Annotated in this window: 23 protein-coding genes; 10 read left to right on the forward strand and 13 right to left on the reverse strand. The window is 60.9% G+C overall.

The features are described 5' to 3' along the window. Positions 1-83: 83 nt before the first annotated feature. Together SMD14_RS00430 and SMD14_RS00435 are read right to left on the reverse strand one after the other, a co-directional pair. Positions 84-830 (reverse strand): carboxymuconolactone decarboxylase family protein, encoded by a 747-nt coding sequence (locus SMD14_RS00430; protein ID WP_321214910.1) that lies wholly within the window; start codon positions 828-830, stop codon positions 84-86. Positions 831-892: 62 nt separating this feature from the next. Further along, positions 893-1,696: an SDR family oxidoreductase gene (locus tag SMD14_RS00435; protein WP_321214911.1), complete on the reverse strand. Its 804-nt coding sequence runs from the start codon at positions 1,694-1,696 to the stop codon at positions 893-895. A gap of 207 nt (positions 1,697-1,903) precedes the next feature. Between SMD14_RS00435 and SMD14_RS00440 the strand changes: the two genes are divergently transcribed. After that, entirely contained in the window at positions 1,904-2,713 is an 810-nt protein-coding gene (locus SMD14_RS00440) for a sugar phosphate isomerase/epimerase (RefSeq protein WP_321214912.1), read from the forward strand. 265 nt (positions 2,714-2,978) lie between these two features. Here SMD14_RS00440 and SMD14_RS00445 read toward each other — a convergent pair whose 3' ends face one another. From SMD14_RS00445 to SMD14_RS00455, 3 genes are all read right to left on the reverse strand, one after another. After that, positions 2,979-4,271, reverse strand: coding sequence for a cytochrome b/b6 domain-containing protein (locus SMD14_RS00445; protein WP_321214913.1), 1,293 nt, complete (start codon positions 4,269-4,271; stop codon positions 2,979-2,981). Between the two features lie 280 nt (positions 4,272-4,551). Next, on the reverse strand, positions 4,552-5,520 hold the full coding sequence (locus SMD14_RS00450; protein WP_321214914.1) for an electron transfer flavoprotein subunit alpha/FixB family protein: 969 nt from the start codon (positions 5,518-5,520) through the stop codon (positions 4,552-4,554). A gap of 10 nt (positions 5,521-5,530) precedes the next feature. Further along, positions 5,531-6,310, reverse strand: a complete 780-nt coding sequence (locus SMD14_RS00455) for an electron transfer flavoprotein subunit beta/FixA family protein (RefSeq protein ID WP_321214915.1) — start codon at positions 6,308-6,310, stop codon at positions 5,531-5,533. Between the two features lie 392 nt (positions 6,311-6,702). Between SMD14_RS00455 and SMD14_RS00460 the strand changes: the two genes are divergently transcribed. Both SMD14_RS00460 and SMD14_RS00465 read left to right on the forward strand, forming a co-directional pair. After that, positions 6,703-7,131, forward strand: a complete 429-nt coding sequence (locus SMD14_RS00460; protein ID WP_321214916.1) for a universal stress protein — start codon at positions 6,703-6,705, stop codon at positions 7,129-7,131. Positions 7,132-7,448: 317 nt separating this feature from the next. Further along, a complete protein-coding gene (locus tag SMD14_RS00465) occupies positions 7,449-8,843 on the forward strand; it encodes an MmgE/PrpD family protein (RefSeq protein WP_321214917.1) in 1,395 nt (464 codons plus the stop codon). Positions 8,844-9,068: 225 nt separating this feature from the next. Here SMD14_RS00465 and SMD14_RS00470 read toward each other — a convergent pair whose 3' ends face one another. Further along, on the reverse strand, positions 9,069-10,688 hold the full coding sequence (locus SMD14_RS00470) for a carboxylesterase family protein (protein WP_321214918.1): 1,620 nt from the start codon (positions 10,686-10,688) through the stop codon (positions 9,069-9,071). 515 nt (positions 10,689-11,203) lie between these two features. Between SMD14_RS00470 and SMD14_RS00475 the strand changes: the two genes are divergently transcribed. Further along, positions 11,204-11,560, forward strand: a complete 357-nt coding sequence (locus tag SMD14_RS00475; protein WP_321214919.1) for a VOC family protein — start codon at positions 11,204-11,206, stop codon at positions 11,558-11,560. 168 nt (positions 11,561-11,728) lie between these two features. Here SMD14_RS00475 and SMD14_RS00480 read toward each other — a convergent pair whose 3' ends face one another. Continuing rightward, positions 11,729-13,543, reverse strand: a complete 1,815-nt coding sequence (locus tag SMD14_RS00480) for a GAF domain-containing protein (protein WP_321214920.1) — start codon at positions 13,541-13,543, stop codon at positions 11,729-11,731. A gap of 494 nt (positions 13,544-14,037) precedes the next feature. On the opposite strand from SMD14_RS00480, the gene SMD14_RS00485 reads away from it, so the two are divergent. Together SMD14_RS00485 and SMD14_RS00490 are read left to right on the forward strand one after the other, a co-directional pair. Further along, positions 14,038-15,972, forward strand: coding sequence for a hypothetical protein (locus SMD14_RS00485; protein WP_321214921.1), 1,935 nt, complete (start codon positions 14,038-14,040; stop codon positions 15,970-15,972). Next, positions 15,965-17,425, forward strand: coding sequence for a hypothetical protein (locus tag SMD14_RS00490; RefSeq protein ID WP_321214922.1), 1,461 nt, complete (start codon positions 15,965-15,967; stop codon positions 17,423-17,425). Before SMD14_RS00485 ends, SMD14_RS00490 begins: the two co-directional genes overlap by 8 nt. A 76-nt stretch (positions 17,426-17,501) precedes the next feature. On the opposite strand, the gene SMD14_RS00495 is transcribed toward SMD14_RS00490, so the two are convergent. The 3 genes from SMD14_RS00495 to SMD14_RS00505 all read right to left on the reverse strand — a co-directional run bounded on the left by SMD14_RS00495 (position 17,502) and on the right by SMD14_RS00505 (position 20,347). Continuing rightward, a complete protein-coding gene (locus SMD14_RS00495; RefSeq protein ID WP_157240048.1) occupies positions 17,502-18,101 on the reverse strand; it encodes a recombinase family protein in 600 nt (199 codons plus the stop codon). 283 nt (positions 18,102-18,384) lie between these two features. Continuing rightward, complete coding sequence (locus tag SMD14_RS00500) at positions 18,385-18,810, reverse strand: hypothetical protein (RefSeq protein WP_157240047.1); 426 nt, start codon at positions 18,808-18,810, stop codon at positions 18,385-18,387. Positions 18,811-19,642: 832 nt separating this feature from the next. Beyond that, positions 19,643-20,347, reverse strand: coding sequence for a TetR/AcrR family transcriptional regulator (locus tag SMD14_RS00505; RefSeq protein ID WP_370460776.1), 705 nt, complete (start codon positions 20,345-20,347; stop codon positions 19,643-19,645). A gap of 135 nt (positions 20,348-20,482) precedes the next feature. Between SMD14_RS00505 and SMD14_RS00510 the strand changes: the two genes are divergently transcribed. Then, on the forward strand, positions 20,483-21,868 hold the full coding sequence (locus tag SMD14_RS00510) for an NAD(P)/FAD-dependent oxidoreductase (protein ID WP_321214923.1): 1,386 nt from the start codon (positions 20,483-20,485) through the stop codon (positions 21,866-21,868). A gap of 89 nt (positions 21,869-21,957) precedes the next feature. Beyond that, complete coding sequence (locus SMD14_RS00515; protein WP_321214924.1) at positions 21,958-22,440, forward strand: pyridoxamine 5'-phosphate oxidase family protein; 483 nt, start codon at positions 21,958-21,960, stop codon at positions 22,438-22,440. On the opposite strand, the gene SMD14_RS00520 is transcribed toward SMD14_RS00515, so the two are convergent. Both SMD14_RS00520 and SMD14_RS00525 read right to left on the reverse strand, forming a co-directional pair. Beyond that, the gene (locus tag SMD14_RS00520; RefSeq protein WP_321214925.1) at positions 22,437-23,045 is read right to left on the reverse strand and encodes a DUF6919 domain-containing protein; all 609 of its coding nucleotides are present in this window, start codon (positions 23,043-23,045) and stop codon (positions 22,437-22,439) included. The genes SMD14_RS00515 and SMD14_RS00520 overlap by 4 nt on opposite strands. A gap of 65 nt (positions 23,046-23,110) precedes the next feature. Next, a complete protein-coding gene (locus SMD14_RS00525) occupies positions 23,111-23,713 on the reverse strand; it encodes a hypothetical protein (protein ID WP_321214926.1) in 603 nt (200 codons plus the stop codon). A 164-nt stretch (positions 23,714-23,877) separates the two neighbouring features. Between SMD14_RS00525 and SMD14_RS00530 the strand changes: the two genes are divergently transcribed. Further along, on the forward strand, positions 23,878-24,258 hold the full coding sequence (locus tag SMD14_RS00530; protein WP_321214927.1) for a VOC family protein: 381 nt from the start codon (positions 23,878-23,880) through the stop codon (positions 24,256-24,258). 60 nt (positions 24,259-24,318) lie between these two features. Here SMD14_RS00530 and SMD14_RS00535 read toward each other — a convergent pair whose 3' ends face one another. Then, on the reverse strand, positions 24,319-24,723 hold the full coding sequence (locus SMD14_RS00535; RefSeq protein WP_321214928.1) for a DUF5997 family protein: 405 nt from the start codon (positions 24,721-24,723) through the stop codon (positions 24,319-24,321). Here SMD14_RS00535 and SMD14_RS00540 point away from each other — a divergent pair. Next, positions 24,686-25,510: a LysR family transcriptional regulator substrate-binding protein gene (locus SMD14_RS00540; RefSeq protein WP_321214929.1), complete on the forward strand. Its 825-nt coding sequence runs from the start codon at positions 24,686-24,688 to the stop codon at positions 25,508-25,510. The two genes, SMD14_RS00535 and SMD14_RS00540, sit on opposite strands and share 38 nt — an antisense overlap. The last annotated feature ends 74 nt before the right edge of the window (positions 25,511-25,584 follow it).

Raw genomic sequence — 25,584 nt, forward strand, 5'->3', positions numbered from 1 at the left:
GATTCCAGACTTGAATTTGTGGTAGTACTGCGGTTCGCAGTTGAGGGGAAAGTGCGACTGCCTGCCTGGGCGGATCCCGGCAGTTACCGGCCGAAAAGGGCCTTCGCGCCGAGAATGTAGCTTTCGAGTCCGAGAAGACCCGAGAGCTGGAAAATTTCAAGGATCTCCCCGCGGGTCGCTCCCAGGTCCAGCGCGTTTCGGATATGGCGACGTAGACCTGGTTCGTAATTGTGAGTTACCGTGCAGTCGATTCCGATGCAGACGAATTCTCGCTCCTTCGTGCTGAGCTTGCCGTTGTTCCAAGACTCGGTTGATACTGCATCCAGAGCCTTGTAATACTCGGGCATCAAGCGGGCGATCGCTTCACGATCGGAGTTCCAGAAACCGCGTGACTCAATGAATGCTTGTTTGGCTTCTTCAAAAGCTGGGTCAAACTCAGCCATGCCCGCGTCGTCGCCGCGTCGCTTGAGTTCGTCCTGCAGGATCGGAACCGAGAAGTAAAGGGCGTGGTTCGCCAGGGCGACAATCGTAATGAGCACGTCGAGGATTTCTCCCGCGGTGGCACCGGCCTCACGGGCTCGTTTGATGTGGCGTTCAGCCGCGTCTACGTTGAGGCTGGTAGCTGAAGCATGCATTGCGAGCAGGACCAGTTCTTTCATGCGAGGCGAGAGGTGTGAGCTCTCCATCGGTGCCCGCCAGTAGTCGGATGCCACTGCCAACGAAGTCCCAGCCGCTTCGCGGAAGGCGTCCAAATCGGCGATCTCTGAGATGACGTCGGCCAGTGACGCGAGGTCGAGTGTGCTCGGCGCCGGCTGATTCGGATGTGTCACGGATACTGCCCCGTTCTTGTTGTGCGTGTGAAATTCGAGTTTGTTGTGAGTGGAACTCGCGGCTACCAGCCGATCTTCACCAATGCTCCGCCGTCGACCGGCAAGGAAGTCCCAGTGATGAAGCCAGCCTCATCCGAAGCCAGGAAGACTGCCGCGTTAGCCACGTCCCAGCCGGTTCCAACATGTCCCTGCAGGGGAATGAGGGACTTTCGTTGAGCGATGATCTCATCGCGGGTCGTGCCCGTGAGTCGAGCCCGTGTATCCACTGCCATTGCAGTTTCCACCCGTCCAGGCAGGATTGCGTTCGCCCGGACGCCGAATTCCGCGTTTCTCATAGCGAACTGCTGGGTAAATGCGATGAGCCCGGCCTTGCTTGCCCGATATGCGACATTCGTCGAACTCGTCTCAATCGCAGACATCGACGACACGTTTAAGACAACGCCGGATCCTTGGGCTCGCATAATCGGCTCCACGAGCTTCGCCGCCATGACAGCCCCACGAAGATTGATCGCCATTACTGTGTCGAAGGAGTCCTCGGTGATGACGTCGAGCGGGCCGTCTCCGGCGCCGACGCTGACCCCGACGTTGTAGTGGAGGATATCGATGCGCCCCCATCGGGATACTGCGAAATCGATGGCCCGCTTCAGGGATTCGATCTGCCTGACATCGGCTTCGAAAGCCTCACTGGTGTCCCCCTTCGCCATCTTCAGGGTTTCCCGCGCCGAGTCGATGTCTCGGTCGACGGCCAAGATGGAAGCTCCCTCTTCAATAAACCGCAGTGCAGTCGCCCGACCGTTTCCGATCGATTCTCCCGGGCTCTGCCCAGCTCCAATGACGACAGCGATCTTGTTGGCAAGTCTGCCCATGGCTTTCCTTTCGGATGGTGAACCACAATGTTCAGAACCGTTGAACCGGCCCCGGCCGGAGTGACCCACAAATGGTTCACGAAGGTTGCACGACGTGGCGGCTACTACGGTTGCCTTAATTGGAGTGTACACCATAAGATACGTTGGTTCGCAAATATGTATGGCCTATGGCTACTCAGACAAAATTTTTCCGGTGAGGAATAACTGATGCATCCTGTTTCGCTATCCGCTCTGACAATTTTGCCCTGCTCGCCCTTGGAGCAGATCGATGCTGCTCTCGAGGCCGGATTTGATGGAGTCAGTCTCCGGATCTTCCCAGTCATGGAGACAGATGTTGATGTGATGGCCAACCTCAAGCTCCAGAAAACAATCAAGAGACGTCTTGAAGCAAGCGGCTTGCAGGTCTTCGATGTCGAAGTCGTCCGAGTTACACGGAAAACGATTGTGAACGAGTTGCTGCCTGCGTTGGAGTTTGCAGGCGCGCTTGGGGCTCGGCGACTGGCCGTCACTTCGGGGACTAACCAGGAGTACACGCCAGATGACGAACCCGTCATCTGGCGTCGGCTTGAAGAGTTGTGCGTCGCGGGCGATCAGTACGGTGTTGGCGTCATGCTGGAATTCATTCCCTATCGGGGAATCTCATCCTTCGGCCAGGCACTAAGAGTCGTCCAGGCGATCGGACATCCGGGACTTGGCGTGACGCTCGACGCGCTTCACTTTTACCGCTCAGGCGGAACGGGAAACGAGATCCGTAGGGCGGACCCGGCGCTTTTGGCTTGTGCGCAACTCTGTGATGCCCCTGCCACTGCTCCAGTTGACCTACCGCGCGAGGCCCGATATGGCAGGCTGTTCCCGGGCGAGGGCGAACTGCCGTTGAGAGATTTCGTGAGTTCCCTGCCCGACGGCCTGCCAATCTGCGTTGAGGTTCCGGCCCAAGATCACGGCGGGCTCTCTATCGTGGAGCGGGCAAAGACGGCCATGCAGTCAGCACAGCAATTGCTTCAACAGATGGCGTGAGTTGCCGTCACTCAACCGTCGGACGTGCGCTAAACACCATCTCAGGTATGCCCCCTGATACCCAGGGGTGCTCACGCCGCGGCCTCACTGTTCAGGACCTGCCCCAGTCATACATCACTCGCGAAGAAGGACTTCGCGGCAGCTGACCGAGCATCTTGATCAGACTCCGGCTGAGGAACCCGTCTATGTCCCCACCAGGCTGTCCTCGAAAATCTGGACGGTCACAATCGCCAAAAACGCTCCAGTTGGGAAGCGCCTTTTGCTGTCAGCTTCGTGACACCGTTCCAAAGAGCCGGGCTATCGGAGCGAGCATCAGTGGACGGGCGGCGATCCACCCACCGGCGATAACGGCCAGCGACGCGACGAAGATCCAAAAACCGGTCCAGTTGAGCTGGTCCGAACCTCCGTACATGTGGTTGAGGTTTCTAAGGGCCCCAGTCGCGAGGACCAGGGTGACGTGCACGAGGACGAACAGTATGAAGTACACCATCACGGGCACATGTATGGCACGAGCCAACTCGAGGGGATATACCTTGCTAAGTCTCTTCGCCTCCTTTGGCCAGACTCCCGACATGCGCACCCCAGAGACAGCAGCCAATGGGGCGGCAATGAAGACGATGGTGAAGTATGAGAGTTGCTGGAGCGCGTTGTAGTTGACCCAACCATGTTCTGTTGGCCAATCGAGCGAGGCGTAGCTCAACGCTGCGGTGAACGCATTGGGGAAGACCTCCCAGCTCGTGGGAATTATTCGCACCCAGTGCCCCGTCGCGAACAACAGCACAACAAAAACAGCGCCGTTGGCCAGCCACAGGATGTCAAGGAATTGATGAAACCATAACGCGAGGCTGATTTTGCGCCCTTTGTTGCGCCATGACCAGACGGCAGGAGGTCGTTTTTGATAACGCACGGTCAGACCACTGCGGATGATGAGCACAATCAGGAAAGCGTTGAAAAAATGCTGCCACTGCAGCCAAGCTGGGAATCCAACAGGACTGCCGACAGGAAGTGAATATTCTCCCGGGAACGTGCTCGTGAAGTCCTGCATGAACCCAAGAGATAGGAACCAGCGAACGAATAGCACAATGATTGCCGTCACGAGCAACAGACCAGCACTGGCGGCAACGATCGCGCCCGCCCATTGGCCCTTGGTGTAGGGTCCGTAGCGCTTGGGCTGAGGCGCCGGGCTCTTCTTTGCTGCTGCCCTGGCACCCGCCCGAGCGCCCTTCCCGGAGATCGGCAGTGGCCTAGCTGGCTCCGGCACACGCTGCTCCACGGATGCGGAGGCCGCAAGTTCGTCCCGCCATGAAGCCGTCTCCACTGGCGATTGCTTGGCGCGCAAACCAGCTTTGCCGTCGGGTGCGAATCCGGCGGGCGGCCAGAGATCGCCGCCGTCAACACGAGGCAGCCCGCGGCGCAAAGTGGCTTCGGCATCCGTTAGAGGGGCTGAAGAGGTGCGGTTGCTCTCCTTGGACGTTTTAATGCCCGGCTCGTCTCGTTTCTGGCGATCTGCGCGGGATTGGGCCTCGGTTTTAGCTGTCGGAGCGATAGCTGCCGCCAAAGGCCATGGCTCACCACCGGTGACCCGCGGGAGCCCCCGGCGGGCCTGGACGTGGGATTGCGCGCTTCTCCTCACGTCCGATGCAGGCACGTAAATAGCCACCTTTACCTGCACCCCACCAGCATCGGCAGTGCGAAGCAGGGAGATGTCCCTACTAGGTGACTCGCTCGGGACGTTAGTCGCGGCCGGAGGCTGCGGCGGGGCATACGCTGCGGCTGGCCAAGGCTCCCCGCCAGGCGTGCGTGGAAGTCCACGCCGAAGGATGGGACCTGCCATCTGCCTAGCCTTTCCTGGACTGCAGCGCAGCGATCAGTTGCGGCACCACCGTGTAGAGATCCCCCACGACACCGAAATCCGCGATGTCGAAGATCGGGGCGTCGGCGTCCTTATTAATGGCAACGATTGTTTTAGCGGTCTGCATGCCCGCCATGTGCTGAATCGCCCCGGAAATACCCACCGCGACATAGAGCTGCGGGGAGACGGAAACCCCAGTTTGGCCAACCTGGTACGACTGCGGCGCGAATCCGGCATCAACGATAGCCCGGGAGGCCCCCACCGCCGCACCAAGGAGGTCGGCGAGCTGCTCAACCAAGGCGAAGTCTTCGCCTGACCCGAGGCCCCGCCCACCCGAGACTACCTTCTTTGCCCCGCGCAATTCGGGGCGAGCAGAGTTCAGGGTTACCGCCTCGAAATGATTGACAGTGGCAGCGCGAGTCCCCGACGCCCTCACAACGAGCCGGTCGACAACTGTCGGCCGCGATTGAGCGCGCGCCTCCACGGCGCCTTGGCGGACCGTAATCACCGGAGCCCCGAAAGTCGAGGCAGAGGCTACATTGTAGGCACCGCCATACACCGAGTGATGGGCAACTACTCCCTCAGCATCGCGGGAGACCTTGACGGCGTCGACGGCAATCGCGGCACTTGTGCGAGCCGCAAACCGGCCGGCAACATCGCGTCCATCAACCGAGTTCGAGACTAAAATTGCGTCCGGATTTACCAGCTCGGCTGCGGCGAAAAGGGCATCGACCATCGGGATAGTCAGACCGTGGCCGGTGGGAGCGAGCAAGACTCGGGCAGCTCCCAAAGCGCTTGCAGCCTCGGCAACGCCATCGGCGTCGGAAACCACGAGTCCCACCGGCGTGCCGATTGCGGCAGCCGCGCCGATCAACTCCGCGGAAGATTTTGCGAGGGCGCCGGCAGGGGTTACCTCTAGGAAAACCAGAATTGAGTCAACAGCGAAATCAGTCATCAGTATTCCCCTAAGCAAGCTGGTTCTGGACCAGGAATTCTGCGAGCTTGGCGCCAGCATCGCCCTCGTCGAAGATCTTCGTACCCGCCCCGCGAGGCGGCTTTTCGCCAATCGCGATCATGATCGACCGCGGCAGGTGGGACTCTGGCACAGCCTCCACACCCAAATCCCTAAGCGACAACGTCTCGAACGGCTTCTTGCTTGCCCCTCTGATGCCCTTGAAGTTCGGGAACCGGGCATCCGGCAAGGCCTCAGTAACCGAAATCACAGCCGGTAGCTCTGCCTCCACCGACGCCACCCCCGTATCAGAAGCTCGCGTCCCTGACACCGTTCCAACGCCGATCTGAACCGAAGTCAATGCCGTCAATTGAGGTACGCCAAGCTTCTCAGCGACCATAGCCGGAATCACTCCGGCCGAGCCGTCTGTCGACTGGTTTCCGGTGACAACCAGGTCGAATCCAGTCCTTAAGACGGCGGCCGCCAGCACCGACGCAGTGAGGCCAAGATCCGCGCCAGACAGCGAATCGTCAACGACCTGCAGGGCAGAATTGGCTCCCATCGCCAGACCCTTGCGTAGCGATGCGGCCGCTGATTCTGGACCCATGCATATGACAGTCACGTCTGCGCCGGAGTTCTTCTCCGCATAGCTAAGGGCGACTTCGAGAGCCCGCTCTGAGATTTCATCCTGAAGTGTCTCCGCCGCGGCTCGATCCGCCAAACCTGTCTCCAAGTCGAGCTTGCGGACACCGTAAGTGTCGGGAACTGCCTTGACCAGGACGACGATCTTCATGTGCCCAACCTCCATCAGCAAACTGGACTAGCTAAAATATTCGGATACCTGTATGAACGTACCATAATATGAATATGAAGGTAAGGGTGGTAGGGGCTGGGCTTGTACAGGAACGGATTTCAGCGCACCCGCTCTGCGGGTAACGTCGATCCGTGTTTTCGGGGTCCGGTCCGGCCGCGACTTTGGCCGGACCAGCAAAGTAGCCGCAGCGCACGCACCCGTCAACAGCGTTCTCACGCAGTTACGAATGAGTATTCGTATTTACATACAATGAGGCTAAGGGTTTATTGATCCGCTCCCGAGCGAACCCCGCTCGAGGCATTCGAGGAGCCGGCGTTTGTTAGGGAACAAATCCACTGCAAGCTCAGCGCAAGCAGAACAAGGAGAACATCATGACTGGAATAATTGTCGTCGGCGTAGACGGAAGTGCTACCGCACAACGTGCAGCTGAAACAGCACGCGATCTGGCGGTGGCCTTGGGCGCAACTCTGCACGTAGTCACAGCTTTCAATGACGACCGCCCCGAAGTCATTGGTACCGGTAGTGACCAGCTGGTCATCACCGCCGCACGTCAAGCAGAAACCCTGGCCAAAAGTGTTGCCGATAGCCTCCGAGGCGGAAGCCTTAGGCTCGACCACTTCGCACTTCGCGGCACCCCGGCAAGTGCCTTGATCGAGCAGGCAGAAACCCACGGAGCCCGCATGATCGTCGTCGGAAACAAGCGCATGCAAGGTATCGGGCGTGTCCTGGGCAGTGTGGCCAATAATGTCGCCCACCACGCCCCGTGCGACGTTTACGTCGCCAAGACGGATGAGGGTTAGCCACCTTCGGGCAACATTCTGACGGCCGCTTTGGTGCGGATGCGACAGTGTTGGCTGCGGAGTGTCCTAGGTCAATGCTTAGTGGCCCGGCGATTAGTAGCGCTCAGGACGTTTCCAGTCAGGAAATCCCCGCTATGCAGCGATTCAGCCTTGCTTGCCCCGGCCAAACGTACGTTATAAGGTATGTGTATTCAAATAGCCGAATGATGCCTTCCGGCTTTGGCCCACCGCGAAGTAACTGTTGCGTTGTGAACCTATAGTCGCGCAGCACTCCGCCCTTCCAGTCGCCATATCTCGTTGAAGGAGACAACCGCACGATGGACGCACCTGTAACCACGGCCCTTGCCAGGCACATTACTGAAGCAAAGAACCGGCCCCTGAGCCCGGAAATCGCTGACAGGGCGAAACAGCACCTGCTCGACAGCCTGGTGGCGATGATAAGTGGCTCGACGCTGCGACCCGGCAAGCTCGCGATCGCCTATGCCGAGTCGCGCGGGGGAACGGGTGAGTCATCCATCATCGGCGGGACACGCACCAATCCTGAGCTGGCCGCCTTTGCCAATGCTATGTGTGCCCACGCGGACGAAACCGACGATGTGAACAACCGGGCGCGCATACACCCCGGCGCTTCAATCGTTCCGGCCGCAGTCTCGATAGCCGAGGCCCTCGATAGCCGCGGTTCTGAGTTACTGGCCGCGGTGTCCTTGGGGTATGACGTGGCCGGTGCCGTCAACGTCGGAGCCTGGCGAACCATGGAGGCGATGGACCAGTCTCCCCGCACAAGCCACGGTCTAGGGCAGACATTCGGAGCGGCGGCAGCTGCTGCATTCCTTTCTGGGCTGACGATGGAGCAGAACCGTCATGTGCTTTCCTATTCGGCGCAGCAGGTGGCCGGCATCTCGACGATCTATCGGGACCCGGAGCATATCGGCAAGGCGTTCACCACCGCCGCCCATCAAGCCCATGCCGGTGTCCGTTCAGTGGAATTGGTGCGGTTCGGTTTCACCGGGGTCCACGATACGTTCGACAAATCTCCAAACGTCTTTGACGCATTTGGAGAGGAGGGCAGCGTGGACCGGATGTTGCAGGACTTGGACCAAACCCGGCATGTGACGAAGACGGATATCAAGCAGTACCCAATCGGTGGTCCGATTCAGCCGGCTGCGCAGGCTCTCGAACATCTGATCAATACGGAATCCCTGCGCGCCGATAACGTGCGTTCGATCGAGGTCCGCCTGCCACCGTTTCTCGCATATATCATCAAAGATCGACCGATGCCCGACATCAATCTGAAGTACATCATGAGCATCCTGCTGCTGGAAGGCCGTATCACTTTTGACAACTCCCACGACTACGAACGGTTCTACTCCGAGCCCGTGAAGGAGATCATGAGTCGAGTCCGAGTCGTTGGGGATCCAGATTTGGTGCCCACCGATGAGTACATTGCGGAGAATGGACGTGCGTGGCGTGCGATCGTGACGGTAGAGACGAGAGACGGGCGCACCCTGACCGAGCGTGTCGATGCCTGTCGTGGCGCCGGCAGTAATCCCATCTCCTGGGATCGGCTGTCGACGAAGGCTCACATGGCACTTCTAGGGATTATGACGGAGGGCCAAATCGATGACCTGATCAAGTGGGTTCAAGACGTGGACACCGCGAGTAGCACTCGCGATCTGACGACGTTCCTCGCGACCCCGACGGCTAACGGCTGACACTTAGACCGGCTCGATGCGCAAACTGAGGCATTCGCGGTGGGGGACGAGCCTTCCTTGGGATCTGAGCGGTAAGGAAATTCTTAGTACGGCTGACCGGGGTCCGGCCGACGGCTTTCGCTCGCGGGTCATTCCAGTCAGTGGCGCGGCGCCGGCCCAGGGACTGTTCATCGATGCTGCCCCTACTGTTCCTGAAAAATCAGGGCTGGCATAGGGAGCCGTTGCTCATCCTCGCCTTCCACCTTCGCCTTCGGCTGGGTTATATAGCGGGCAGAGTTCGAGCTGTAAGCGTTCGTCCGACGCCGGGTCATACTCTGGACCGGACTCGCGGTCGAACACCATGGTGGGACGCTCTTCCAAGTTGTAGGCCGGCCATTGGGCCAAGCCGACGCCATTGGGATCCCCGGTTCTGGCGAACTGGACCCATGCCCGTGAGATCTCTTCCTGGAGCCTGTACCTGTCTGGCTCAGTACCGACGAACTCACGGGCGCGATCTACGTTGCGGAAGACGAACGGCAGGCACAGCATGTGAGGCGACCTGAGAAGCCCGCCCATGGCGGGACTGCGCCATCTAATCATGTATAGGTACGTGGCCGCATTGGCCGACGTCATCCGACGCTCAGCCGCGGTAGTTACAGTGCGGCGGTAACGATGGTCGCCGTAGATCATCGCCAGTAGGTCGCCAGGAGAATCGTTCGGACGCCCCGCAGCGTACGTGCTCATGACGTTCGCAGCGAGATAGTCGGGCACATCGAGGAAGCGGGCGACCCCCGCCAATGCACTGGAATGCGTCTGGTTCAGGACCTGGGGGGTGAGCGAAATGGAGGCACGTTGTTCCGTTTCGCACCATCCCATCATGACGGGCACATCTGACGATAGCCGCAGTGATGCCGCAGCGAACGGCTGGTCGAGCAGGTGGAGTCCGTCAACCACGGGACGAAAGTAGTCCCTCCTGCCGGCCGCGCGGATCGCGCATGGGATGGCTGCCAGGAGGTTCGGCACGGAAGTCTCGTGCAAGGTACGCGGCCGCCGCCTGTCGAGCTGCAGCTCGTTCAGAACAAGATCTGCATTGCGGGCAGCTTCGTCCAGGGTTGCGAGGCGTAGCATTGACGAGGCGCTTTGGATGATGGCGCGATGGAACAGGCCCTTGGCTGCTGGCAACGACATCAATGCCGCCACCTTTGATCCACCTCCGGATTGGCCAAAGATGGTCACGCAGTCTGGATCACCGCCGAACTGTCCGATGTTCCGTTTCACCCAGCGAAGTGCTGACACGGCGTCGAGCAGGCCGATGTTCCCGGAGTCAGCGTAATCGTTGTGGTGCTCGCCGAGGTAAAGGTGGCCGAAAATGTTGAGACGGTGATTGATCGTCACCACCACAACTCCCTGCATGGCCAGATTCGCCCCATCTAACCCTGGCGGGCTCGCGGAGCCATTGACGAAGCCCCCTCCATGGAAGAACACCATCACAGGCGCTGCGTCGGCAAATAGCTCAAATGGCGCGTAGATGTTGAGCACCAGACAGTTCTCACCACGTGGCTGAGAGTCGAAGACCCACGCAAGATGTGGAGGAACGGCTGAGGCGCCCGGATGCGGCTGCGGAGCGGTGCAACCGTAGCTCATGGCGTCGCGGACTCCGGCCCACTGTAAAGGCGGCTGCGCCGGCATAAATCGACTATTTCCCTCCGTGTCGGCTCCATATGGCACGCCGCGGAAAACCGAGACCGAATCCCGCGTGACACCCATGACAGCGCCGGCCTCGGTCTGCACGACGGGGTGACGCTCTGGACGCCCTCCCTGTGCCTCGCATCCGGTCGAGTTTTCTTTCCCGCCCCACGCTGTCATGTCGCTGCCTTCTCCTTTTCCCGCCGACCATTCGCTCAGTAGCTGGATGCGAAGATGCCATGGGATTACAGACTCTCCAGTGCCAATAGCCCGTTAATGAGGATATGTTCCAGCCAGCTCCGGTCCACGCCTGAGCGACAAGAAAAAGGTGGACAACATGTGCCGCATTACGAATATGTGTACATTATTAGGAAAGAGGCGATTCTGTCAAACATCTGCGGTGGCCAAGAGGAAGGCTGAACGCTCCCGTGTTTTAAATGCCGACAACCGACCTTCCGTCAAGCTATGGCGGCGGCTACGAGGCAACGACAGCGCCGACAGGGGAGGGGAATCACTCCAGCTTGGCGTGGCGCAGGTACTCGTAGACCATTCCCGCGGCACTGGCCGGATTCTGGTCCAGCGTTGCAAGGCGGTGAACCTACGGGCAGTGCGAAAGATATCTCCGTTCAGTCCGATGCTTTGAATGGCGTCCGCTTCCCTTCCGCTACACGACAACCAGTCGCAGCACCGACCAAGTGACCCACCTCGACTTCTGGGTTGATTGGAGCCGGAGAGAAGCCGAAGTCGAACGTCTCCTGGAACTCGGGGCTGTTCGTCGCTGGGACATCATTGATCAATTCCGAGGTATGCGTTGGACTACACTGGCCGACCCGGAAGGCAATCTTTTCTGCATCGCCGAGGTCAAGCCCGCTAGCCGCCACGCAAGCAGCAGCAGCCGTAGATTCCGCCGCGAGCGTCGAGGTGCGAAGATGTTTGCAATCCGTTCGCGTGGCGGATATGGTCGTTTCGGCACAGCTGCGGTCCGTGACTGCCGCCCGAATGGCAATCTGCGGGCCAGCAATGCAAGCAGCAATCTAGGGGCCGCCGGTTGAATTCCGGGGGAATAGTATCGAAGTCCGTCCGCCACGATGCGGTTAAAACCGCTGCGTAGCGCTCCATCGCCGCCGCACTGGACGTTGTCGGTGAACTTTGAACACGCCTGCACCTGCGAGATATCTTTTACGGCGTGCACCGCTTTGACTCTGTCCAGCGCACGTGCACTACCGCTGCCTGCCTTCGAGGACGTCGTCGACTTCGAGAGCCGTTGAGATGCGCGTGAGGTCAGACGCGCGTGAAAGGTCAAGTGCGAGCAGATCCTCGATCTGTCGGCGGGCTTCGACGACGGCGTCTTCCGGGACATGAAGCTGCTCCGCCGTCTTGCTGGCGTTGAGATCATTGTGAATGAGAGCTGACAATGTCGGCAGGAGCGGCGGATCTTCGGGTAAGCCCTTGTCACGTATCGGGCCAAGCACGGCGTCCGTATAGTGGCTCAGTGCGGATACATCCGGGAGTTGAAGCAGAAGCCCAACCAGTCCCAGATCGCTCAACGCCAGAGTGCCGGAGGGGGAGTTGCGCAGGGCCGCCAGCTCAACCGCTCCGCGGACGGTTGCAAACGCCGAAGGATAATCTGCGCTGCTTGTGACCGGCCCCGAGATGGCAGCGTGCGAGCGACCCGAAGAAATCCGCCTGACTTCGTCACCGATGCTTCGGACTTCGTCGATCGGCGTCGTTGGCGCGAGCGGCCACAGAGCAACAATATATCCGTCGTAAGACCCAATCAGCGGCCTTGGTGCGATTTGTCGTGCCACTCGTGAGAACGTGGCGGCAAGCCAGTAGGGGAGATCGCCCTCGTTACGATGTTCAAATCGCACCGCGATGACTGCGTGGGGTGAGGACAGATCGTGGCCGAGGCGTGCGGCTTGGGCCAAGAGCGTTGTGGCGTTGTGCCGTCCGCCTGACAGGAGCCCGGAGAGAATCTCGCCGGTTTCCCACCACAATGCCTGGATCGCTGTCTGCGTGCGGAGGAGTTCCAGGGCCAGGGGCGCCGCAGCCCGTTCCATCGCCTGGCGATCCAGCGGGCGGAGTTCGGAGACCTTGCCGCTTGTCCAGATCCACGCAACGACCTGCTCCTTGATCATCACCGGAACCCGAACGACAGTCCTTGTCCCTGCGGTATCCGGAATATGCACATCGGCCAATAATCCGGGATTGCCTGCGGACGTGACATCGGGGAGGGGCAGGGCACCATCAATCGAGAGGAGGGCGGCCGGGAGTGAAGCGCCTTCACGTTCGGTTTGGTAGAGGAGGGTCCCGTTGGTCTCGGAAACGGCGACGGGGCGATCCAGGATCTCTGCCAGGGCTCCGCCAAGAGCCCTGACTCCGCCCCCTTCGAGCGTCAGGGCCGTCAACCGCTCGTGGATCGCATCGGCTTGCCTTTGCAGTTCATGCTGCTCCTCAAGAGACTTGTTGAGATCGTTGAGGACTGTGATCCTTTTCGCCTGTTCGGAGCGTAGGCGACTGGTGGTGATGGCTACAGCTGCTTGGCCTGCCAAAAGTAAAAGGCGGGATTCTTCTTCTTTTGCGAAGTGATGGGTCGATCGGGTGTAGCAGTTGAGGGTCCCGAGTATTTCGTTGGCGGAGTTCAAAGGCACGGAGATCATGGAGGTGTATCCCTGGTCTCTTGCCGCAGCTCGCCAAGCGAGCGTCGTAGGATTTCTTCCGATGTCTTCGATCTGCACAGGTATGCCCATGTCGAACGCCTGGCTCGATGCTGTGGGGGTGTGAACGCCATGGAGCCTGAGCGGGTGCGTTGCGTTTACTTCTCGAATGTACTCGGCCGATAGGCCGTAGGATCCTTCGATAATCAGGACTTGCGACGCCGCGTCCGGGATAGTGATCGCGCAAAAGTCGTAGGACATCAATTTGCAGGCGGTCTTGGCGATCAGGTCCAGCAGCTCGCCCAGCGAAACGCCATGGTTGACTGCTGCACCTATATGAGCCAGCGCTTGCAGCCATTCTTGAAGATGCTGGGCCATGCGATCAGGTCCCAATTTCACACTTAGAGTTTTTCACGGTTTCGCTGGCCGAGCGAGAGACTTTCGGTGTGGGGCGACAGCCACGGGCGCTCTCGCGGACGGTGTCCCAGTCTCAATCACAGGTTGGGATCCTGACAAGGCCAGGTAAAAGGCAGGTTCGGGAGTTCGCTCTTGTACCGCCCAAATTGCAAGCCGGTCGGGTTGACCGCATCCGATGCGCCGTTTGATCCTGCCGCCCTGGACATCCTCGCCGTGGACCGGGCCGTGGCCGGCCAGTTCTAAACCTCGGGTTGTGGCCTCGACAAGCGCGGTTACTGGTGCCATGCAGCCCCTTTTGAGGCCGCTCCCCCGCCTGTTTTCAAACGCCGATAATAATGATTCTGTCAAGCTGCCGAGTCGGGACACCGCGGTTCCTAACCACGACCGCGTCAGTTAGATCGACGGTGCCGTCCACGGATTGATAACCGAACGACTATGTGCGCAATGATTTTGCAATGAAATCGTCGAACTCACCTTCCGAGAACCTCTTTTCGTACTTAGCGGCCAAGCATGCAGCAGGAGCCGACATTGAGGGACTCCTGAGTCAACTTCCCTCGCATGCCGATAGGGCCGAGCTACGTCAGGCCGTTGAGCAGGTCGTCAACGACGCAGAGTTCCCACAGGAGCTGATTGCTCGTCACGCCGGTATCTCCCCAGTATCCATGCAACGTCTGCTGACCAAGTTCCGCAACGACGCAAAAGACCCTCACGACCTAGTCCTGGCCTTGCCGGAAGAAGGCGACGCAAAGCCGCGTTATCAGGCGGCTTTTGTGATTCTTGGACAAATGATGACAACGGCCTTTGGCCTGCCACCAGCAAACGGAGAAGACAAACGCAAGTGGCAGCTCGCGAATTTAGTGGTGAATTGGATGCATGGATTTCCGCTCGCAAGACTTATCGAACAACGATCGGGACGGAACGTGCCCATAGCCAAGGCAATTCGGGACGTCATGGCCGATATTGAAACTGTGGCACGGTTTCAAGCGCCTAAGTATCTGTCGTGCTACAACGACATCCTCAAGGTCTACGCAGCAGAACGAGGAGTTCATGATATCGCCGACGGCCCCGACATAACCATGTTGCTGGAACTCGGTGTTTCGCGCGCAAGTGAAGTAGTAATGATGTCCCTGGGGTTGTCCCGGACGGCAACGGTAGCCATAGCCGGGTACGTCACTGCCGATAGCTGGACTACCGAAGAGTGCTTGGCATGGCTTTCGAGGACGAAACATCGAGGGTATGGATATTCCCGTGCTTGTGCAACAGGAAATTATGGATCTGGTCGAGTCCCTTGCCATGAGTTCACGCGACAGTACATCCAGGAAGGCATAAACAACAGCGCACGTGAACGCCCGATTTGTCAGCGGCAAATCGATAATCTTTTCTCGGAAGCGAACCGCAATCCAGTTGAGGGGAAGACGATGGCTGAACAAGTCGACGTGAGTAAGGCCGTAGAAGGCATTGGCAAGGTCTTTCGGAGTGCGTCGGCGCAGCTCATCGAGCAGGTTGAAAGCGTCAAGGAAGCCGCCAAAGAGACAGTCGATAAAATGGCCGTGAAGGCGCCGGACGCCTACGAGGAGGCGATAGCGGATTACAACGCAGCCTTCGCTGGGATGAGCGACAAGGGGCTTTCGCTCCTGCGCCAGCGCGAACGGTCGGCGGACCTGATCGAGTTTGTCGAGCTGTTGGTGAACAGCATCGCCAACACCCCGAAGTCGTTCGAGACCTCCTTCGGCGAGATCGGCGACTACAAGGCCGAGTTTTTGGATGCGGAGGAGTTCGCCCGGAAGGACCTGGAAGCTGCGCAACGGTCTGCTGCCGGCGCCGGCGCTGGGTTTGCCGCGGGAGCTGCAGTCGCGAGCGTGGCGCCAACGGCCGCGATGTGGGTCGCCACCACTTTCGGCACTGCCTCAACTGGTACCGCAATCTCAGCTCTCTCCGGAGCCGCTGCGAGCAACGCCGCTCTTGCATGGCTTGGGGGCGGCGCATTGGCTGCCGGAGGTGGAGGCACCGCGGCAGGCGGCGCAATACTGGCGCTGGCCGGCCCCGTCGGATGGACGGTTGCAGGAGCCACCCTCCTCGCCTCAATCGCGTTGTTCGCAAAGAAAAAGTTCGACAACCTCGCGGCAAAGGAGGAGGCGCTTGCTGCTGTAAAGCGCAACACCGCGTCGGTCAAAAGCGATGATGCAAAGATCGACGACCTCCTCCAGAAGACCACCACGCTTCGCGTAGAGCTGGTGAAGTGCTACGGCCAGGCACTGCCGTACTTTGGTGCCGACTTCCGTTCCCTCTCCGATTCCCAGCAGCAGGAACTCGGCGTCCTCGTGAACAATACGAAGTCGTGTGCAGCACTGCTGAGCAGACGCATCGAGCGGGATGTGACTGATGGATGACCTGCCGAAGTTGGTCAGGAGCAATCAGAAGCAGGCAGTCGCTTCATGGGTGAACTACCTCAACCAACTCCGCATTGACGACCTGCTGAGCTCTTTCAGGCAGCAGGACGAGAACCTGCTGAACGCACTCACCAGCATCGATGAAGCTATTCGGAAGATTGACCTTGAGGTGGTCACCGCCAATCGCGGCGGACAGCACGGAATGCACGGCTTCATCGCGGAGATCGCGGAGGTGGGTATCTCCAATGCCCGGCAACAGATCCTGGGCCAAGCGCAGGTCTACCAATGGGTGAACGATAACGGGCCCGTGGACCTAATCCGCAGCGGGGTGGAGATCCAGCAAAAGTTCGTCGCAGCAGGTGGCCGCTTCTCCCTAGGAGCAATTATCGAACACCTCCAGAAGTATCCCGACTTCGTCCAGAACGGCGGGAAGTACCAGATACCCGCTGATTACTTCGAGGTGATTAAGGAGATGTACTCCACGCCGCCCGAGGAAGCCGGAAAGCTCCTGTCGCGCAGCGGAGACGGACCCTCCTTTAAGGACTGGCAACGAATCGATGCGTTCTTCCAAGACGGATCGATCGGTATTGAAACACTCGAACCATCGACGCTCAAGTACCACGAGGTACAGAGGGGCGCTTACGAGTCGACCATGGCGGCCGAGGAAACCTCCCTCCGTTCTACCGACCAGGCACTTCGTGACAACGCCTATCAGGAGAGCCTGCCAAACCTGCAAGAAGGAGCAAAAGCCACACTCGCAGCCGCCGCGGTTGAGGGCGGTACAGCTTTCGTGCTGGCCGTGGCCGCCAAGCGTCGCGAAGGCAAGAGGCTCAAAGAGTTCAGCGAGCAGGACTGGATCGACATCGCAGGAGAGACCGGCTTCAGCTTCGTCAAAGGCGGAGTACGCGGCCTCAGCATCTACACGCTGACGAACTTCACTGCCACATCAGCGGCCGTCGCAAGCTCAATTGTCACCGTCGCCTTCGGTATCGCAGACCAAGCGAATAAGCTCCGCTGTGGCGAGATCGACCAGCTCGAGTTCATCGAGAACTCCGAGCTCGTCGCCTTGGAAGCCGCGGTGAGCGCACTGTCGTCTTTTGTCGGCCAGGCGCTCATCCCAGTTCCAGTACTCGGCGCCGTTATCGGCAACACGGTCGGCACAATAATGTACAAGGCGGCCGCATCATCCCTCTCGAAGGGAGAGGCCGAGCTGATCGAACGCTATCTCAGCGAGCAGCGCGTGCTCGACGATCAGCTCGCCGGCGAGTACCAGGAGCTCATAGAGAAATTGGATCGAGGCATGTCCGACTATCTCGGCTTACTCGAACGAGCCTTCTCGCCTGACGTGCAGGTCGCACTCATTGGATCAGCCGAACTCGCACGACGGCTGGATGTGCCTGCAGACGAAATTTTGGACTCCGACGAGAAGGTTCACGCCTATTTTCTCGACTAGTTTTTACGCTCAGAACAAAGGTGTCCTGAGTCCTTGCCATTCTTGCAGTGAGTGGATGGACGCGATGGTAGGCCCTCTAAATGAGCTGCGTGGGAGGAAGCTGCTTCGGATGCATTCCGTTGGCGTGGCGGAGATATTGATAGACCGTTTCCCTGCTGATTCCGTAGTCACGGGCGAGGACAACTTTCGGGATTCCGCTGCCCGCGCGTTGGACCAGCTCGGCTGCCCGTTCCGGTGTCAGCGTCTTCTTTCTTCCCTTGTACACGCCGCGTTGCTGGGCCAAGGCGATGCCTTCCCGCTGACGCTCTCGAATGAGGGAGCGTTCGAATTCGGCGAAGGCTCCCATGACCGAGAGCATGAGGTTAGCCATGGGGGAGTCCTCACCAGTGAAGACGAGGTGCTCCTTGATGAACTCGACACGTACCCCTCGTTTCGTAAGCCCTTGAACGAGGGCACGAAGGTCATCCAGGTTGCGGGCAAGCCGGTCCATGCTGTGCACCACGACTGTGTCCCCGTCGCGGGCGAACCGAAGCAGTTCTGTCAGCTGCGGCCGCGCAGTGTCCCTGCCGGAAGCTTTGTCCGTGAAGACTCGGTCGAGAACCTGCCCCTCGAGTTGGCGTTTCTCGTTCTGATCAAGGGTGCTGACCCGGACGTAACCGATACGCTGACCAACCATGACCGCCTCCAACTCTTAGTTGCGTGGAATTGTCCAAACATCCGGGAGGAGCGTCAAGAGTCAGCTCTGCTACCGAGGGCGCTACCTGTGAGTAGGCGAGTTTCGGCCGCGGCGGGGAACACACGCGCAGATGATGCATCACATGCCATACGCAGCCCTCTAGTTTACATAACGTGGCTATCGGCCTGACCAAATTTGAGTAGGGGGAGCGGTTGACCCCTTGTAGACACTCCGGCCGGGCTGGCCTCATGGGTCGAAGCACCTCTCTTGCCCTTCAGCTGACTCAGATCTTCTTTTGCCCGGCACGCCTGAACAGATAGATTCCTGCGACATGACCCTTGGTGACTACGCCCTGCCCAGTTGCCAGCACACGGTTGGTAGAAGTCGACCCGGTTTCCACGAAGACATAACCGGCGTGCTCAAGATGCCAGCCAAGGGCTTCGATCTGCCCCAGGGTTACAGCAGTCGAAGCAGCCTGGACCAGGCGGTTTTCGGAGGACCCGAACGAAGAGTGTGAGCCAGCCAGAGAACTTACTTCCATCTCGACCTGAAAGAACTGGTCTCCATTTTGGTATGCCGTCTCTGCGAGGCCCACAGGGCTGTTTTTGTACGCTTCTTTAGCCCGTTCTGCTTCGCGCACCCGGACGCGTTCCTCATTGGCCGCCTGGCGTTCCCGCTCCTGATCGGCCCATTTTTCCCGCAAGCTCATTTAGTCCTCAATCGTCATCAGTTATCAGGGAGTCGGGCATTATGAATCCAAGTCGCTGCCCAGCACATTCACACCATAAGGCGGGCAGACAGATCTCAAAGGCTAGGCCTCGCAATGATTGGGCTGTGTCGGGTGAAGTGCCTGCCAAGAGTCTGGTTTCGAGCACACGGCGATCCCGCTCCCCTGCGTAGCTTTACATAACGTCGGTTATCGGCATTCAAAATGGAAGGTGTTCCGAGAACCCTATTGGAGCCATCCCGAAGTGAGATGGCCGACGCCTCGCTTGGGGTGGAGCATTCGCCAGGCCGTTTGTGCAGTATGACGTGAACAGGGAGCGCCATGGGCTATACCCGCTACTACTTTCCTGGCCTGAGGGCGACTGCCGAGGTAATCGCTGATGCGCGCATGATCGTGGCAGCATCAGGCCGTAACCATCTGCGGCCCGAACGGCCAAGGACTTTCCATCATCCCTGAGCATTAGGCTATCCGGTTGAACGGCCTCAAGGCTGCCGGCAAAGCATTCGAAACATTCCATCTGCGGAGCGCCAGGAAGCTCGGATATCCAAGGATGACTGGGTCTAGTAAGACTTGGAACCGGCCTTAGGACGAGGTAGTTACAGCGGTCTTGATAGCCGCTGCCGTCCGGGCGCTGAGATCGAGAACGGACCTCGTCATGAGCGACGGGCTTTGGGATGACTGGACCGCCGGTCTCCATCTGTTCGAGAGTGCGGTGCGGCCACTGGCGCACCAAGACAAGATCGGACTGGAGCTCTACATCGAGCGGATGCGGCCGGAGTCTTTCCTAGCTGACTGCTCAGCGTCACCGCAGCTCCTACCCCCGCAGCGCACCCAGCCCCGAAATCAGCGCCTCGAGCCCCAGACTGAAAGCCGCATCCGCGGGGGACCGGTCGTTATTCGCCGCACTCCGCACGGCGGCGGTGAAATGAGGCGTCGAGCCGGCCATCGTGCCCGAATCGAAAATATCCGCCGGTGCCGTGACGTCGTATGCGGAGCCGAAAATAAAGGACTCCAGTGCCACGATCGAGGACACCACCCGATCCTGCGGGAATCCGGCGTCGAGAAATCCCTTGCTCACGGTCTCGTACATCGCCAGCGTCTGCGGCGCGTCCGTCACCGGAAGAACGGCAATGACCGGAATGAGCGGCGTATGCCGGGCGAAGACATTCCGGTAGCTCCACGCCCAGCTTCGTACCGCCTCTTCCCAGGGAGCCGAGCCAAAATCGGACACATCCACCAGTGAGGTCAAATGGTCCTCCACCAGGAGCAGGACGTCCCTTTTCGAGGCCACATGGTTGTAAAGGGCCGACGGCGCCACGTCCAGTTCCTTGGCCAAGCCCGCCATGGTGAGGCCGTCGTAGCCCTTGCGGTTGATGAGTTCCAGCGCCGCCGCCGTGATCCCCGCCTTGTCCAGCAGTGCGGCGGACGGCCGTCCCGCACGCCTCCTGGCCCCCGCATTTCCAGCGGGGGTCCCGGAATTCCCCACGGAGCGTCCCTGTACAGCTGGTCCTGCCGGCATCACTGGCCTTTCGTCGGTGGTCTCCAGCATTATTCCATCCGGCACTTCCGGTCCCGGAGCCAAACAGCTATTATTCTAATAAATGAACGTCATTCATTTACTGGTTCCCGGCAAAGGAACCCAAGAGAGGACATCATGCTGAACCTGAACCGCGACGTCGTGGTCGTCGGAGCCGGGCCCTCGGGACTCACCGCAGCCCGCGAACTGAAGAAGGCCGGCCTCAGCGTCGCCGTGCTGGAGGCCCGCGACCGCGTAGGCGGCCGCACCTGGACCGACACCGTGGACGGGGCCATGCTCGAAATCGGCGGCCAGTGGGTTTCCCCGGACCAAACCGTGCTCCTGGACCTCCTCCAGGAACTCGGCCTCCGGACCTACCCGCGCTACCGGGAGGGCGATTCCATGTACATCGGCAAGGATGGCATCCCGGTTCGCTACGCCGGCGACACCTTCCCCGTGGACCCGGACACCGAAGCCGAAATGAACAAGCTCATCAGCCTGCTGGATGGCCTCGCCGCCGAGATCGGCCCCACCGAGCCCTGGGCCCACCCCAAGGCCCGGGAACTGGACACCGTCTCCTTCCACCACTGGCTGCGCCGGCACTCCGCGAATGAAGAGGCCTGCAGTAACATCGGCCTCTTCATCGCCGGCGGCATGCTCACCAAGCCGGCCCATGCCTTCTCCGCCCTGCAGGCTGTGCTGATGGCCGCCTCCGCGGGGTCCTTCACCCACCTCACGGACGAGGACTTCATCCTGGACCGGCGTGTTGTGGGCGGCATGCAGCAGGTCTCGCTGCTGCTGGCGCAGGAGCTGGGGGACGACGTCGTCCTTAACTCTCCGGTGCGTACCATCAACTGGGAGCCGGACGCCGACGGCGGCCACCGCGTCACCGTCGAATCGGACCGTGCCACCGTCAACGCCCGGTTCGTGATCATGGCGGTGCCGCCCAACCTCTACTCGCGGGTCTCCTTCAACCCGCCGCTGCCGCGCCGCCAGCACCAGATGCACCAGCACCAGTCCCTGGGCCTGGTCATCAAGGTCCATGCCGTCTACAGCCGCCCGTTCTGGCGGAACTCCGGCCTCTCCGGCACCTGCTTCGGCGCCGGGTCCCTGGTCCAGGAGGTTTACGACAACACCAACTTCGGCGATACCAGGGGCACCCTGGTGGGCTTCGTCTCCGATGAAAAGGCCGACGCCGTCTTCGAGTTGGGTGCCGACGAACGCCAGCGTGCCATCCTGGAGTCGATCGCCGGCTTCCTCGGCGCTGAAGCGCTTGAGCCCGAGGTCTACTACGAGTCCGACTGGGGCTCGGAGGAATGGACCCGCGGCGCCTATGCCTCCAGCTACGACCTCGGCGGGCTTCACCGCTACGGCAAGGACCAGCACGTGCCGGTCGGACCCATCTACTGGTCCTCCTCCGACCTCGCCGCGGAAGGCTACCAGCACGTGGACGGCGCAATCCGGATGGGGCTCCGCACCGCTGCCAGCATCCGCGAAGCAGCGAAGTTGCCCGTTCCGGCCTAAAGCGGGACCGGCCCGGCTGGAATGTAAGCATGCTTACCAATAGGCTGGCGGTGGGGAGCGTCCCCGCACGCAGACGAATGAGGTGAGACATGACCGACACCGGGAGCATCAGCAAGGTTACGGACATCATCAACCACTCCCACATCGGGATGTTGACTACCATCAACGAGGAAGGCGCACTCGTCAGCCGGCCGCTCGCCGTCCAGGATGTTAAGGACGACGGCGACATGTGGTTCTTCACGGGCCTCGGCACCTCACAGGTTGCGCATGTCCGGGCTGACCCGCGCGTTAACGTTTCCTTTGGCAAGAACACCGAGTGGGTTTCCGTCGCGGGGACCGCAGAGGTGGTGACGGACCGGGCAAAGATCCGTGAAATGTGGAACCAGGCTGTCGAAGCGTGGTTCCCCGACGGACCGGACACCCCCGAGGTGTGCCTGCTCCGGATCGACTCCGACTCAGCCGAATACTGGACCAGCCCTGGCGGAACGGCCGCCACGGTGCTCCAGTGGGCCAAGTCCAAGGTCACCAACAGCCGGATGAGCGTCGGCGAGAGCGGCAGGGTGGAGCTTTAGTCCAGCTCCACCCTTTGCAGCGCTGCGAGAACCTCCGGCAGCAGGAGATCATTCCGTCCCCAGGCGGGATCGAAGACCTCCACGTACCAGGAGTCGGACAGCAGCAGGGCCAGGGCATCGTTGGTTTCGTCCGCCCAGTCCTGGACCTGCTCCTCCTCCACCGGATTTTCGCTTGACCCGAGGACCGTGGTCACTTCTGTCCCGGTCAGGGTCACAGGTATTGCTGCGCTGCTGGCCTCACCGGGAGCATGGGCCACCGTCACCAGTTCCGTGCGGGTGGACAGGGCCAGCAGCGCAGTGGCCGCGGCGGCGGAGCAGAATCCTGTTACGTACTGCCGCTGCGCAGCCGATTCGGTCCTGATGCCGGGCTGGGACTCCTTCGTGAAAATCCCGTTTCGGTTCAGCTCGGCGAGGGCAGCAGCAAGCGGCCGGGTTTCATCGTCGAAGCCGGGCGCGAACGTGCCCGGCTGGTACTGGCTTGCCCCTTCCAGCCACCGGGCGGTCAGCTCGCCGGCGGCCGCAAGCGTCGTGGCCTGCCGCCAGACCCCGCGGTCTTCCAGCAGCCGGCCGAACTGGTCACGGGTTGGCAATTCCTGAGGATCCATCTTCGGATGCTATCGCCGCTGCGCGCTCCGTTCCATGGAAGCGACACAACGGGTAACGTCCGGCCCTAAGCCTGCTCGGCGGGGATGCCTGCTGCCCTCTCGGCGGCGGCGAGGGTGGCACCGAGGCTGGTGACGGCGTCGGGATACCCCTGTTGGGGGGCCATGCGCAGCGCCTCAGCCTGCCGCATTGCCTTGATGAGGGCGGAGGTTTCCGGTGTCCGGACATCGGTCAGTGCCGGGTAATCGATCAGGCAGGCCGGATCCAGCTCGTACCGGCGCCACCGCGCGATCAGTTCGTCGTGGCGCGCCTGCGCTTCCCGGTGCGCGGCCACCTGCTGCAGGGATTCCCGGCGGCCGCTGCGCCACGCGAAGTACCGCGGGCTGCTCCGGTACGCAGCCACTCCGGCAGCCACACCAGCACCGCCAAGGAACAGTCCTGCCCAAGGGGATATGAACGCCGGGATCAGCAAGGCGGGAACAGCCACGCATGCGCCCAGGAACAGATCCCAGAAGAGCTGGTCCGACCGTTCCGCATTGTCCTCCCGCGCGAGGAGGGAACGGCGCCGGATGACAAAGACCGTGGCCGCCACGCTGGCCACCAGCACCAGGCCGCACAAAACCACCGCACCTGTCCCCTGCAGCACGCCCTGCACTGCGGCTTCCGCCATGTCTGACACCTTGCACCTCCGGCATTGAAGGCCCGGACAAACAAACCCGGGTGGTTCTTCCATTGCAACGTTTTCCGGCCGCCCGGTCAATGGCCGGAACCCCGGGTTCAGGGCACGCCCGGAAGTCCCTTTCTGCCCGGGGCAAGGCACCGTACCGTGGGACCATGAGAATCAAAATGTGCAGCATCCACGTCAAGGACCCGGCCGCCGCCCACGCCTTCTACACAGGGACCCTGGGCTTTGAGACCCTGATGGCCATGCCGGAGTACAACCTGTACATCATCAAGGACCCGGGCGCCGGCAACGGATCTGTCGGGCTGTTGCTGGAGCCCAGCGACAACCCCATCGGCGCCACGTACATGAATGCAGTGCACGACGCCGGGCTCCCCGCCGTAGTGTTCGGCGTCCCGGATGTGCAGGCTGAGTACGAGCGCCTGCTCGCGGCCGGGGTCAGCTTCAAGAGCGGCCCCACGGAGGATCCCTCCGGGATCAGCGCTGTGTTTGACGACGGCTGCGGGAACTTCGTCCAGCTGCACCAGGACTGACGCGACCTGGCGGGGTAGCCGTGAGGCAGGCCTGCCCTGACAAGCCTAGGTTTTGGGCGGCTATTCGGCCTTGGCGCGGGCCTTCTTGGCTTCCTTCTTGGAGGATTCTTCCTTGACGCGCTGGGCCTCGGCCCGGACGGCGGCGTGCGTGGCGCGCTCGGTGACCAGCCACTGCGGGGGAGCCTGGAGCAGCGCGGTGATTTCCGCCGTCGTCAGCGCTTCCTCGACGCCGCCACGGGCCAGCCCGCTGATGGAAACGTTCAGCTTCTGCGCCACCACCGGGCGGGGATGCGGGCCGTTGCGGCGCAGCTCGGCGAGCCACTCCGGCGGGTTGGCCTGGAGCTCGGCGAACTCGGCACGCGTGATGGTTGAATCCTGGAACTCCTGCGGTGTTGCGGGCAGATAGATGCCAAGTTTCTTGGCAACGGTGGCCGGCTTCATGGACTGGGAGTTTGCAGAGGTCATGCTTCAAGGGTATCCGGGCGGACGGTACTGTGAAGACGTGCCCTCCGACAACATCCCCCAAAGCCCTGCCCCCGCTGAATCTCCGGAGCAGGAGGCACCCCGCGTGCTCCGGTTCGCCTACGTGGCCGGCGTGACGCCCGGGAAGTGGATCCGCCGCTGGGAAGAGCGCGTTCTGGATGTCCCGCTGGAGTCTTTTATGTCCGACGACGGCGCGCAGGTTGAAGTGCTGCGCAACGGTTCCGCCGAGCTCAGCTTTGTCCGGCTTCCCGTGGAGCGCGAGGGCCTGAACGTCATTCCGCTCTATGAGGAGCAGCCGGTGGTGGTGGCGCCCAAGGGCCACGAAATTTCGGTCTTTGAAGAGGTGGCCCTCGCGGACCTTGGCGAAGAAACCTTCCTGGACGTGGCGGAAATGGGCGGGCCCGAAGCTGCCCTTCAGGTGGTGGCCTCAGGGGCCGGCCTGGTGATCCTGCCGATGTCCGTTGCCCGGCATTTCAACGTCAAGGACACCGTGGCGCGGCGGCTGACAGGCGCCCCGGGCACGGAAATCGCCTTGGTGTGGCCCGCGGATTCCACGGACGAAGTGATCGAGGAATTCATCGGGATCGTGCGCGGCCGGACGGCGCAGAGTTCCCGCCAGCCTTCGGCGCAGCCAACGAAGGTAAAGAAGGATCCCAAGCCGGACCGGCGCGGAACCGGAGCCAAGAAGGCGCCCAAGGTTGCCCAGCGGTACGCCCCGAACCCGGACAAGGGCCGGGGCAAGGGCTCCCGGAAGAAGGGCAAGCGCTAGCCAGTACTGCACAAACGCAGGGAAGGCCGGCTCCGTGCGGAGCCGGCCTTCCTTGCTGTCACGTCCTAGGTGTT

The organism is Pseudarthrobacter oxydans (assembly GCF_034258515.1).
Lineage (GTDB): Bacteria > Actinomycetota > Actinomycetes > Actinomycetales > Micrococcaceae > Arthrobacter.